The following is a 13,023-nucleotide window of genomic DNA, read 5'->3' as shown; positions in this document are numbered from 1 at the left end:
AGGTGTGAAGCTAAATTTAGTGGTATATCTCAGCGTGTTGGCTTAGCTCTTTAAGCTGCATTTTAACGAGCTCAGTTACAGGATCATGGGGATTGTTATCTACAAAATACTGTAAGTCATCGGCAGCCACCTTGATACAACCGAGTTGCTCGGCAACAAAGGCACGCTCTCGATTTAAATGAATGTCGTCACTGTGCCATTGCATGAGCAAGTTACAACATTCCATGGCCTTTTCGTATTGCTGTGACACAATGCTGCCAGCTTTTAACTCATGAAGAAGTCTCGAAATTAACCGCTTATCATTAGCAGGTTTGAAATACTTTGACTTCAATTGTGCATGATTGCCGAGTTCGCCACGAACCAGTGCATGTAACGTGCTTCTGCTGATGTCTTTGCCTGTAAGCGCATCAATAAATCGAATGTCACCGTCAATTTGGCTTCTTAGCACAGTGGTGCCGGGCAAAAAAAGCAAATCTAGTGTCAAATCAAGTTGTTTACCAAGCAATAATAATAATGTGGCCAATGTGGTGCTATTGCCTTGTCGGCTTTTTAGTGTGATGGCTAAATCAGCGGCTTCGACTGAATAATAATCTTCACGTTGGCAAAAACCTAAATCTTGGTAAAACCAATGCAAAAGCGCATTAAATCGCTGGTTCTTATTAACAAGATAATGACTCAGTACTGAGCCTGATAATTCAAACCAAGCCCACTTAGCGTCTTCAGCATTCGAGAACCCTAGGTGGTCGCTCAACTGAAAAGCCAGCTCAGGAAGCGATATTTTTTCAGGTAAACTAAATGGTTTCATGAGGCTAATATTATCGCTTGTTTAAACATGGCTAACTTCGCGGCGTAAACTAACCAACTTATTGCGCCGAGGTATGCAAAACACTTAAACAGTTTTCCGCGGTTGGCTTTCATTGAAATCATTGCAAGTAATATGTAGGCGACGACAGCACCGAGTTTTTCAGTCAACCACGGGGCTTCAAAAGGAAATTGTTGAATGATGAAACACAGGGTTAATCCCGATAAAAGTAAAAAAGTATCAATAACATGAGGTGCTATCTTAATGAACTTTTTACTTAAGATTGGTGATTGGCGTAAATGCAATACAAAACGTATTGTAAAAAAGATTACGCTTAAACCAATTAACGTTAAATGAAGGTGCTTTACCGCAGGATATAAACTGTTGAGTGTTTCCATCATAAACCAGTGAGTGGCGAATTAAAGTCGCTAGTTTACCTGATTGAGTAAAGTTTTGGTATTGAGTGTATTTAAATTAGGGTCTGTTGATCTTTCGTGATTGTTTTTGCAGCGATAAATTGGTTATTTTATGCAAGGCAGAGTTTGTGATGTTTGGTTATTATCGACATACAAAACTGTCGTTACTTCGTTTCCAAATAAGAAAACGATAACGCAGCACCTTTTATTTAGAAAGAGCGACCAATTTACGCTCTCTCTTTTTTCGATGCTTTTGAGCATTCACTGTTCTGTGTTGTGATCAGCTCACTTAGATGGCTAAGCATCACTGCTCACGCCTTGAACAGATAAATGCTCAAATAGCACAAAATTTAATCCTGAAAGATCAATAGACCCTAAGTTTTGTAAAAAAAATTGTTTGGATTAACAAGCTTTAATTAAAGCGTAATGAAACTATTTTTTTAAATAGTATGATGCTTCAAAGTATTTCGGAAATGGATGCTGATTACACCTTTAATTATTCATTTTACTAACAATAAGTTGCAGGGAAATAACCTGTTATGTCTGTAGCAAGCTCTGCGGTTTACCAACCATTCCTTCCGTCTTTGTATCGAAAATCTAGCATTGATCTTGAAGAAAAATCAGAGTCTTCGATCATTAAATATTCGCCCTCTAAATGGACTTCTGTTCAAAAGTTTAAAGAGTCTGAAGTATTTGAGTTATTTCAGCAACAATATTCGGACGACTTGACTCGGATAAGAGATGCAGCAATCAAGTACTTACCAGATAGTGTTCAGCTTATTGGAAAGTTAGATCAATTTCGTTCGACTATTTTTTTACCGGGGAGAACACTTTATACAGCAGATCTTGAGACAATTTACTCTGATCTCAGGCAATATCATCATGAAATCGCTTGCTTATTAGAGCTGGAAGCTATTTCAGAATTTTCAAAAGAAACAGCATTGGATGTTTTATTATCAGAAACAGATAAGTGTACTGGAGGAGTAAGGTCAAATGCTCAAAGAGCACTTACTGAACTAAAAATGAGTTTGGCTGGAGTGGATGGCCTTGTTCAAAAAGCAAGAAAAACCTTAATTACCAACTGGGCTGCTGAAGCGGCTAAAAAGCAATGTATAAAATCAAAATGTGATATCGGGAATCAAGTTCATTATGCCAATGTTTTCTATAATAGTGTGGCAAGTGAGTTTGGTTTATTTTTTTGTACTGATACATATCTAGAGCAGTGTGAGATCGACATCGGTAGCGATAGATTAGAAGAGTTTCGGCGTGAAATCAGAATCATTGTGTCACCTTCTGCCATTGTTACTTTGCTATCAGAAGAGTACGCACAAGCATTAATCGATGTTTTACAAAAAAATAAATTTCTGAATAACAATGGTCAGCTAGTTTTGACGAAAATGAATGGTGAGCACTGGCAAAAAGACGTCGAGATAAATGTATTAGAACCATTAAAATTGCTAACAAGAAATCAGAATTTTAGCTTGCATGATCTTATTAATGTTGAGGATTTTGAAACCGTTTCAGGGCTAATTCGTCTTGATCTAATTAATATTACCAATAAATTACATAAGACTATTGCTAAGTCTTTCGCAGAAGATAGACCTATATTTGATAATAAACCTTTTAGACTATTTTTAGTCAAAAGCCCTTATTCTACCGATACACTTTGCTCGGATGATGGTTTATATTTTTATATTGAAAATAATAAAGGGCAAAGGGCTGTTGTTCTCGATGATTTAAGTCAAATTGATTTGATGCTAAGTTTTTCTGCAGAAATCTCAGTAGCATTGATTAATCAAGCGGCACGTAATAGTGTAAAGTTTGAACAAATGAAAATGTTTATTGAAAAACACTTAGTTTTGAGTAGTGCACCTAGCCTTACCCAAAGCCATTACTTTCGTTGCCTTGCAAATAGAATTTCTTCATCTCAACCATTGAACGAAGGTTTAAAGTCGTGGCTTGAAGATAACCGCTCAGTTTTGCATGTAATGTTTACAATGCATTTAGGAATACCAGAAGCCTATGCATTAGCGATAGAAGAAAGTGCTAAATGTTGTTCACTATCATCAGATCTAATGCCACGAGATTTGCCAACATTAGCCCTATTATCAGAACAATTTATTAGTGAACATTATTCCACTCATGAATTAAAAGAGTTTAGGGCTATGTCGCTTAATCAAGATAATTTAAGTGCATATCTCAAAATTAAGAATGTAATAGAGAAAATCCCCGTCGATACACTTTCAACTGAAGAGTCTGCTTCTAACAAATCGATATTTGTTTTTAGTTTGGTTACTCATAATAGTCAAGCCATTCTTTTGCATTATTTAAAGTCGAATCAAGAACTCATTAACATTAAAAGTGGCAGAAAGACACTATTAATGGAAGCTTGTTATCAAGGATCATCTACTTCTGTAAAGGTGCTGTCTAATCAACCCAATTGTGAACCGAACTTTGTTGATAAAAAGGGCAATCAAGCACTACATTTGGCTTGTCAAAAAGGGAACGTAGAGTCAGTAAGAAACTTATTAAAAAATAAAAGAGTTGCGGTCGGCATAAAAAACTTTGAAGGCTTGCTTCCTTTACATATCGCAGTAAAAAATGGTTTTTTAACGATTGCAGAAGCGATCATTAGTTATGACTCTATTGTTATTGGTCTACAAGATTCAAAAGGGAACACGGCACTTCATTATGCTTGTAAATATAAGCACCTAGAACTAATTAAACTATTATTAAGCAAAGGCATAAACGCTTTACAAGTGAATCATCAAGGCGAGACAGCGTTTTATGTCGCGTGCGAAGTTGGTAATGAATTGTGTGTTAGTTTATTGTTAAATCATGAACCTAAAATTGTAAATAACCAGTCTATAACCTGTCATGAAAAAGAAGATAATACAGTAAAAGACAGTTCTGACGCCGAAGAAAAATCTGGTTTACATATTGCTATTGAATGTGGACATATTGCAATCGTTCGTCAAGTATTAGCTTCTGCTAGTTTGACAACAGATGCCATCATACATGGTTTAAATCACGCCATACGTTATAGAAAACTTGAAATGATAGGGCTGTTTTCTGAAAAAGTAACGGATATCACAAAAAGTGCAAAATCAGGTGACCTTTGGTGCCCCATTGATGTAGCTGCCTCGAGTAATCGAATTGATATTTGGGATGCGGTGATTCAATTAGATAGCCGAGATATAAAAGTAAGAGATACAAACGGCCAGTTGTTATTAAGGCGCCCTGACGGATACTCGCCAATGCACTTTATTGCAGTGCATAATGCCTGTGTATTATTTGAACACATCATAGGGAGTGTTGAATTAAGTTTGCTTGATGTGACCTATTATGGCTTGACGCCTCTATTTTCTGCGTGCAATCGAGGAAAAAACGATATTATTAAGAAAATTCTGGAACGTAATCTAAGTTATTTGAACATATTGAATAAAAAAGGGGAATCAGTACTAGACATCGCGATAACGGAGAATAGGCTGAGTACTGTTTATTTATTGCTTGAATATGATATTTCGCCAGAGATTATTTATTCAGGTGTCGTAACGGCACTAAAAAAAGGCAATCCAGATATCGTTTGTGCATTGGTTGGGAGGGTTTCAGAGCACCAAGTTGATCCGCTCTTTTCAAAAGTAACAAATAGCTCAGTGCAGATTGACAATTCTTTGCTTCAATTAGCTGTAGAGAGCAATAATATAACCATTATTACGTTAGTCCTCTCTATGGCAAACAGAAGTATGGGGGATACTATTTCACCATGCCATCCAAGCCTTTTACATTTAGCCAGTGCTAATTCATTTAATTTTGATCCTGATATCATGCTGGCTTCAAAGCGGCTGCGCTTGAGCCAAAAAAGCGAAACTCAAGAAAGTATTTTAAATATATTCAGTGATGAAGCTATTTCAGATGAGAGTAAAAAGGAGTTAGTACGAAGTTTAGTGAGCTCAAAGCGACTCGATGTAGCAGGAATTACCGATCGAGATGGAAATACGTTAATTCACATCCTTTTACTACACAATTACCGTGATGAATTAATTAATTATCTAAAAACATTTGATTCAGATACTTATATGAAAAATGAAATTGGAGAAGCCCCGTTAGAACTAGCAATTTCTATTTATCCTAATGATATTGAATTAATCAGTTTACTGTTAGAACGTGATGCGAGAGAAGGTGACTTTTTGGCTAAGGTAACTCCGTTTATTTCTACGGATAGAGACATTAATCAAGCTAAAACAATTTTTAATATCTTAATTAAAAAAGAGCAGCTTTTGTCTTCGTTTGTTGACGACAAAGGAAATACTTTACTTCATTTAGGTGCCCGTTATTGTACTTGTGAAACGTGGGAAAAAATATTATTGATGACTGAATGGGACTTTGATTGCAGGAATGATAATGACGAGCCAAGCATCTTATTGGCATTAAAAAATAATGATCCAAAAGTATTTTTAGATCTAGTTCATATAGCCCCCGATTTTTGCTACATATCTAAAACTGGAAAATCTTTACTTCAATTGTCTCTTGATTCTTACAAGCGAAAATATTTTTTAAAACTGTTATCGTCAGGAAAAAATGTAATGATCAATCATAGAGATAATGGAGGAAATACGATTCTGCATTGTGCATGTTTAAGTGGTTCTTATATTGAAATATCAGCAGTACTAAATTATCAAGCTCATTTAATGATGAATGATATAAAGGTTACAAAGGATTCAGATGAGTTTGAAATCGTATCTGTTGAAGATGTAAAGCGAGGTTCGTTTCAACCACAAGATTTTGAAGCAAATGTTTTTTTGAAAAATGCTAAAAAGCAAACACCACTTCATTTTACGGCATCTCGTGGTTTAACGGAATCATCTCGGTTACTTCTACAAAAAGGTGCCGCACTTTGTTTGAGGCAGAAGTGTGGTGAGGGAAAAACACCTATGTGGTATGCCTCAAAAAAACTAGATAAAAGTATGTATGAGATGTTTAAAGCTGCAGAAAGTGCAAACCCTAAAAAATAAAAAGCATTTCGTCATAAGAGCAAAAGAAAAAGCTAAGCTTGTCGGGTGGATTAAGTGATTTACTAATAATTTCAACTTGTTACTTTAAATCTTTGAGTTGTAAGTTGTGGTATTAAGCAATGATTAATAAAGCTTCAATTGATTGGAATTCAAAAACTAACTCTATTGTGAAAGGAGAAAGTATAAGATCTTTAGCAAGGATAGCTAAGGCGATGTACGTGCAGATTGAGTGTAATGATGTAGCAACAGGAAATAAGACAAAGTTATCTTTTTTATGTAAAAAAATGGATGATAAGTGGACTTTGCACAGTAGAAATTTTCATACGTTTTGGATGGGAGGGCTTACTCGAAAGCTGGAATTCAGATTAAATATTTCTTTTGAGAAACTTAATGATAAATTGGAACAAGGAGCTGACCAAATAAGTCGCACTGAGTTTCAGACGATAACGCCAGCTCAAAATGAAGATGACATGTCTTTCTCTGAGGTTGATATCTTATTTGAAGGCGTGAATAAATATACTGTTTTTCAGTATAAAGATGGCAGTAGAGATATTATTAGAAAATGTTTTTTTAAAACACCTCTTACAGATAATGAAGTAGAAAAACCATCTTGGATCATGACAGAGCTTGCTGAATTTCGTAGGGAGTTTCGTCTTAGGCAACAGGACGTTTGGGCTTTAGAGGTTCTGTCTTCAGAAGAAAATAAAAGATTGGTTTGTGAGCTTGCTGTGGAGGTAGTTGAGAAATTAAAGTGTTATGAAAATGAGTTTAACAAGAAGTTATTTGGTCGCTATGTAAAAAAAATGCTCCAAAAAGTTGACATGTTTCCTACTCCGATTGAGTTTATGAACGAAAAGAGACCAACAAATACGGGAAAATTGATTCAGTTTTGTATAGATCTAATAAATTCTGAACGTGTTGATAAGCATATAATGCTACTGGCGACTCAGTGGCGTGTTGTTCTTTTTCTGCTAGTTTTAACGGATCCAGCGTTGAAGAAACTGATTGATTATGACTATCACAATGTGATTTCTCCTAGCCGAGATCATATTAAGGATCGAAATATCAGATTGACAAATCATAGTTATTTTTTTGGGAATACCCAAATATCAGATCCTGATGGCTTGATGAATGGGCTAAAACCTCAATTATTACTTGCTCGATGTTGGAAGGTGAATACAAACAGTAAGGTTGCATACGTAAAAAGCACTTTATTATCTGGGCAGCCTTATGTATCTGGGCCCTCAGGTATGGCAAATAGTTTTTCTGCCATATTTGGTTTATTAGATATTGATATTGAATCAGAAAGAGGACTGGCTTTACAGAAGATATTTAGAGCTTTTGTCATTGGAGGTGCTAACCATTCAGGTGAAGAAGTCGATTATTCATTTCAACTGGCAAGAAATTTGTATCGTAAATTAAACGTTCAACCTAGAAACATCAGTTGACTGCGTTCTCAAGCGTAGAAAAAATGGCTGATATTAAGGCGTAGCTTGCAGCAAGTAGTTAATCTACTTGCAAAAGTTATAACGCAGATAGCAGCAATTTTAGCAATCTTGTGAGCGTAGAGCATTTCACTCATTAGGTGAAAAACATGATAATAAAATCATCGTATTGCTCAAACAGTTACTCATATACTCAGCGTTCAACTGATGTTTTTAGGTTCCAAATAAGCAAGCGATAACGCAGTAGAAATGACCAATTTAGGCTGTCTTAGATGCTTTTGAGCGTTCACTGTTCTGTGTTGTAACCCGTTTACTTAGATGACTAAGCTTCACAGCTTACGCCTTGAACAGATAAACGCTCAAATAGCACAAAATTTAAGCCTGAAAGATAAACAGCCCCTAGTGCCTTTGCTTTTTTCTATAAAAGCCACTGGATACCAGCCTTCGCTGGTATGACAAAGATTGGTACTTTCTAAATCGCTAGACCTTTAGAACCCGAGATCCCTAAGACTCCTAAAGTACAGCGATCGTTATTACCATAGTCTTTAATTGTTTGAATTTTACTGTATTGTAAGTTTTCAAATTTTGTTTTTAATTGAGCGGTTTGTTCATATCCGTGTTCTAAAAGTAGATATCCTCCATCAGTGAGAAAGTGTTTGGCTTGTTCCGCAATATAATATAGGTCTGCGTAGCCACTTTCCCTTGCAGTTAAAGCGCTTGAAGGTTCAAACCTAACATCGCCTTCATTGAGATGATGATCGGTTTCATCGATATAAGGCGGATTAGAAATGATGAGATCGAACTTTTGTTTGGCAATATTCGTAAACCAATCACTTTGTAATATTGATACGTTTGAGAGAGAAAGATGGGCTTTGTTCAGTATTGCCAATTCAACGGCTTCAGGCATTTTATCAACGGCGGTAATTTGCCAATTTGATTCTTCATGAGCGAGGGATAGGGCGATTGCGCCAGTACCCGTTCCTAAATCAAGTACTCGAGCATTATCTGGTAAGTCTAAATTAAGCGCCGTTTCGACGAGAATTTCAGTATCAGGTCTCGGAATTAGGGTTGTGTTATTCACTAAAAAAGGCAGCGACCAGAACTCTCTCTCTCCGGTAATGTGAGCGATAGGTTCGCCTTTTTTTCGTCTCAAAATCATTTTTGAAAACTGTTGCCATTGCGCGAGTTTCAATGGTTTTTCAGGCCAGGTATACAAAAACGCGCGATTTTTATTTAGGCAATGTTGTAAACACACCTCCGCATCTAACTGAGCTGAGTCAGAGTTTGAGCTTAACTCTTGCAAGCCCCATTGCAATGCTTCAGAAATATTGGTTTGAGAAGCATTGGATTGCGAAGATGTCATACTAATAAAAACCTTATTCCGCCAGAGCCGCTAATTGATCTGCTTGGTGCTCTAGCAGTAATGGGTCAAGAATCGCATCTAAATCGCCTTCGATAATTTCATTCAGGCGGTATAAGGTTAAATTGATTCGATGTTCACTGACTCGACCTTGGGGGAAGTTATATGTACGAATGCGTTCTGAGCGATCACCACTACCCACTAGGCTGCGACGTGTTTCTTCTTCAGCGCTGCGAAGTTTTTCGTCTTCAACGGCTTGAATACGCGCAGCAAGTACGCTCATAGCTTGAGCACGGTTTTTATGTTGAGAGCGCTGATCTTGGCATTCAACTACAATGCCACTTGGAATATGAGTAAGACGAATGGCTGAATCAGTTTTGTTAACGTGCTGCCCTCCTGCGCCCGATGCTCGGAAAGTATCTACTTTTAAGTCGGCAGGGTTAATTGAAATCGCCTCAGCTTCAGGGACTTCATGAAGAACGGCAACAGTGCAGGCTGATGTATGAACTCGGCCCTGAGATTCAGTTTCTGGTACACGCTGAACTCTATGACCGCCGGATTCAAATTTTAATTTACCGTAAACACCATCACCCGATACTTTAATAATGATTTCTTTAAAGCCACCATGCTCGCCTTCATTCGAGCTCATGATTTCAAGCTGCCAACGTTGAGTTTCAGCGTAGCGACTGTACATTCTGAATAAATCACCGGCAAAAATTGCAGCCTCATCACCGCCAGCACCCGCACGAATTTCAACAAAGGCATTGCTGTCGTCGTTTGGATCTTGAGGAAGCAGTAAAATTTGCAGTTGATCCTCAAGTACTTCAAGAGTGCTTTTTGCTTCTTTCAATTCTTCTTGAGCCATTTCTTTTAATTCAGGATCATCTTCGTTGAGCATGTCTTTAGCGGTCTCGAGATCTTGCTGCGCTTGTTGAAAAGCTTTAAAACCTTTTACGACATCCTCAAGTTGTGCATATTCTTTCGATAGGGCACGGAATTTTTCTTGATCAGAAATCACGCTGGCATCAGATAATAGTGCCATGACTTCGTCATTACGTTCTAACAAGCCTTCTAGCTTGCGGATCACGGAATCTTTCATTTGTATTACTGACCTTTGTGTTTTGTCAGTCCGAGAACGGACTTGAGAGTCTCTAAAGTTTCTAAGTCACCCTGACGGCTCGCGGCTGTCAGTGCTTGTGTTGGGGTATGGATTAGCCGATTCGTTAATTTATTGGCTAATTCCAAAATAATTTGTTGTTGATCGCCACCCTGAGCCATCTTATTCAATGCTTTTTCAACCAATTCATCTTTAATTTCTAGGCTGATACGGCGGTATTCACGAATGCTATCGACATTTTTGAGTGACAGGATCCACTCCATAAATTGCGATGACTCTTCTTCTGCGATGACTTCAGCTTCTTGTGCCGCTTCTTTGCGCGATTCGATATTTTGTTCGATGATGTTTTGTAAATCATCGACGGTATATAAAAATGCATCGTCTAATTCGGCCACTTCAGACTCAATATCTCGTGGCACCGCGATATCAACCAGTAGCATTGGCTGGTGGCGGCGCTGCTTGAGTGCACGTTCAACTAAGCCTTTACCCAAAATCGGCAATGGACTGGCTGTAGAAGATATCACAATATCGGCTTGAGGGAGATATTCAGGGATTTGCTCAAGTGTAACGGCCTTCGCATCGAAGGCGTCACACATGTTTTTTGCACGTTCTAAAGTTCGATTGGCTACGGTAATAGAAGAAACATCATTGTCTTTTAAATGACGAGCCACCAACTCAATGGTTTCACCTGCACCGATCAGTAATACATTGGTTTTACTGATCGACGAAAAAATATGCTTCGCCATACTTACTGCAGCGAAAGCAACGGAAACCGCAGCACTGCCGATCTCTGTTTCTGTCCGAATTCGTTTTGCCACTGAAAAGGTATTTTGAAAGAGTCTATCAAGCGTGGTAGAAACGGTTCCAGCTTCTTTCGCTTTGGTGAATGATTGCTTAACTTGCCCAAGGATTTGTGGCTCACCAAGAATAAGTGAATCTAACCCAGCAGAAACTCGTATGAGGTGTTTAATGGCTGCTTTATTTTCAAAAGCGTAGCTGTGCAGTTTCAGTAAATCTAGCGACACTTTGTGGAAATCAGCTAGCCAAATTAACACATCATCAATTTGAATCTGATTACAATAGAGTTCAGTGCGGTTACAAGTCGAAATAATCACTACTTCAGCGGTAGGCGTGTGTTGAGCAAGACTTTGCATCGCTGCATGTATGACATCAGGAGAGAAAGCAACTTTCTCTCGCAAGTCAACGGAAGCGGTTTTGTGATTGATACCGATTGCTACAAGACTCATTTAAACTCATTTTTGATGCTGTATCGATTCAAGTTACTAGACATTTTACAGTGCGTTTACCGCGTATTATGCAGTAACAATTGTACATCATGGCTGGTAAATTTATCGGATAACGAATATTTCAATTTCAGAGGCGCTATTCTACTGAAAATTACAACTTAAAAACAGAATTCCATAAAGTTATTGTGCCAATAACTGAACTGATTCTACCAATTGTTGATTTACATCTAATTGAATACCATGCTTTTGGGCCACTTTTAATAGGTATCCATTAATATAGTCAATTTCTGTAAGTTTCTTATGTTGGATATCTTGGAACATGGAAGAGTAGTTGTTAGATGTCAATTGGATCACTTTTAGTACTCGTTGCGTTAATTGTTGCATATCGAGAGTAATCGCTTCCTTTTGAGCTACAAGATTAAGTTCAAATAGGATTTGTTGAATCTTTTCAGAGAATTCTGATTGCTGGAGAATCCCATTCTTGCATTGATGAATTGCTGTTAGTGGGTTAATTACACAGTTTACAGCCAGTTTTTGCCACAAAGCAGGAATGATTTCGTCAACAAAGTCACAATCTGGGATGGAATGACTGAGCAGTTGTCTATATTCATCAGCCATTGCTATGCCAGTGTAATGGCCTATTTGTGTCAGACCTTTGCCAGTATGTTTGACATGCCATTTGTCGATTCTCTGCGCTCCTTGAGAAGTAGTACCTAATGATAACCCTTGATGGGGCTGCAATAACGGCAGTATTTCAAGGTGTGGGCCCAACCCATTATGCAATAACAAGATATGGCAATCTGCTGGTAGTTTGGTTATTAGATGTGAAATTGCATTGAATACTTGATAAGCCTTCACCGCCACAATGAGTAGTTTTATCTCAGAAATTTCTGGTGAATGTAGAGAAAGTACATGGGCATTGTAATGATGTGTTTGACTCACTAACGATGTTAAATGGGGTGATGGATCTGAAATTAAGCCAGTAGCCTGAGTGATGTAACTCATTTTTTGTTGGTTTTGTAATTGACTGTTTATCTGAAAACCAATCAATTGACCAATGGCACCAGCACCCAAAATACCTATTTGTGAGGTGGGGTAGTTTGATGTGCTGAGTACACTCATTTTCGGGCGTTCTTCATTTGAGTGTTAATTTCACGGTAGCAAAATAAGGTTAAATAGAAAAATGCAATGCCGAGTAAATCAGCGAGAACATCTCCCCAAGAAGCACTTCTATAGGGTAAATAAGATTGAACAATTTCGATAAGCCCTGCGTATAACGTTAACCCTACCGTTAAATGACTTAATTTGGGTTTAAAAGCTTGGTGCGTAAGCCAGGCTAAAACAAAAAAGCTGCCAAAATGGCCGATTTTGTCCACATGAGGGATTGACTGACTGTAGCTTGGGCGTGAAAAAATCAAATAGCTAATCACTATTAAAGTTAAAATTAACAGCACTTGGAACATCAAATGACGATTTTTCACCTTATAAACCCTCAAAATATCAGGGGCAACATAGTAATATTTATTGTAGCAAATGACTATAACTCAATAGATAAACCTCTTCACTGAGCGTGTAATGCATACTAGGGGCTGTTTATCCTAGAAACATCAGTTGACAGCGT

The 13,023-nt window shown here is 37.6% G+C and carries 9 protein-coding genes; 2 read left to right on the top strand and 7 right to left on the bottom strand.

Features of this window, described 5'->3' with window-relative positions:
• Positions 1 to 16: 16 nt before the first annotated feature.
• Positions 17 to 805: a transglutaminase family protein gene (locus E2I05_RS17665; protein ID WP_121853292.1), complete on the bottom strand. Its 789-nt coding sequence runs from the start codon at positions 803 to 805 to the stop codon at positions 17 to 19.
• Complete coding sequence (locus E2I05_RS17660; protein ID WP_121853302.1) at positions 802 to 1,200, bottom strand: SirB2 family protein; 399 nt, start codon at positions 1,198 to 1,200, stop codon at positions 802 to 804. Before E2I05_RS17660 ends, E2I05_RS17665 begins: the two co-directional genes overlap by 4 nt.
• A gap of 959 nt (positions 1,201 to 2,159) precedes the next feature.
• Here E2I05_RS17660 and E2I05_RS17655 point away from each other — a divergent pair.
• Both E2I05_RS17655 and E2I05_RS17650 read left to right on the top strand, forming a co-directional pair.
• Complete coding sequence (locus tag E2I05_RS17655) at positions 2,160 to 6,233, top strand: ankyrin repeat domain-containing protein (protein WP_170179647.1); 4,074 nt, start codon at positions 2,160 to 2,162, stop codon at positions 6,231 to 6,233.
• A gap of 119 nt (positions 6,234 to 6,352) precedes the next feature.
• Positions 6,353 to 7,681 (top strand): hypothetical protein, encoded by a 1,329-nt coding sequence (locus tag E2I05_RS17650; protein WP_121853294.1) that lies wholly within the window; start codon positions 6,353 to 6,355, stop codon positions 7,679 to 7,681.
• A 469-nt stretch (positions 7,682 to 8,150) separates the two neighbouring features.
• On the opposite strand, the gene prmC is transcribed toward E2I05_RS17650, so the two are convergent.
• The 5 genes from prmC to E2I05_RS17625 all read right to left on the bottom strand — a co-directional run bounded on the left by prmC (position 8,151) and on the right by E2I05_RS17625 (position 12,883).
• Positions 8,151 to 9,041, bottom strand: coding sequence for a peptide chain release factor N(5)-glutamine methyltransferase (gene prmC, locus E2I05_RS17645; protein ID WP_121853295.1), 891 nt, complete (start codon positions 9,039 to 9,041; stop codon positions 8,151 to 8,153).
• Between the two features lie 13 nt (positions 9,042 to 9,054).
• Positions 9,055 to 10,137, bottom strand: coding sequence for a peptide chain release factor 1 (gene prfA / locus E2I05_RS17640; RefSeq protein WP_121853296.1), 1,083 nt, complete (start codon positions 10,135 to 10,137; stop codon positions 9,055 to 9,057).
• Between the two features lie 5 nt (positions 10,138 to 10,142).
• Complete coding sequence (gene hemA, locus E2I05_RS17635) at positions 10,143 to 11,402, bottom strand: glutamyl-tRNA reductase (RefSeq protein WP_121853297.1); 1,260 nt, start codon at positions 11,400 to 11,402, stop codon at positions 10,143 to 10,145.
• Between the two features lie 180 nt (positions 11,403 to 11,582).
• A complete protein-coding gene (locus tag E2I05_RS17630) occupies positions 11,583 to 12,524 on the bottom strand; it encodes a ketopantoate reductase family protein (RefSeq protein WP_121853298.1) in 942 nt (313 codons plus the stop codon).
• On the bottom strand, positions 12,521 to 12,883 hold the full coding sequence (locus E2I05_RS17625; protein ID WP_121853299.1) for a VanZ family protein: 363 nt from the start codon (positions 12,881 to 12,883) through the stop codon (positions 12,521 to 12,523). The genes E2I05_RS17630 and E2I05_RS17625 overlap by 4 nt, the downstream gene beginning before the upstream one ends.
• Positions 12,884 to 13,023 lie beyond the last annotated feature (140 nt).

This window comes from Parashewanella spongiae, assembly GCF_004358345.1.
In the GTDB taxonomy this organism is placed as follows: domain Bacteria; phylum Pseudomonadota; class Gammaproteobacteria; order Enterobacterales; family Shewanellaceae; genus Parashewanella; species Parashewanella spongiae.
This window is presented reverse-complemented; position numbering and strand designations above follow the sequence as displayed.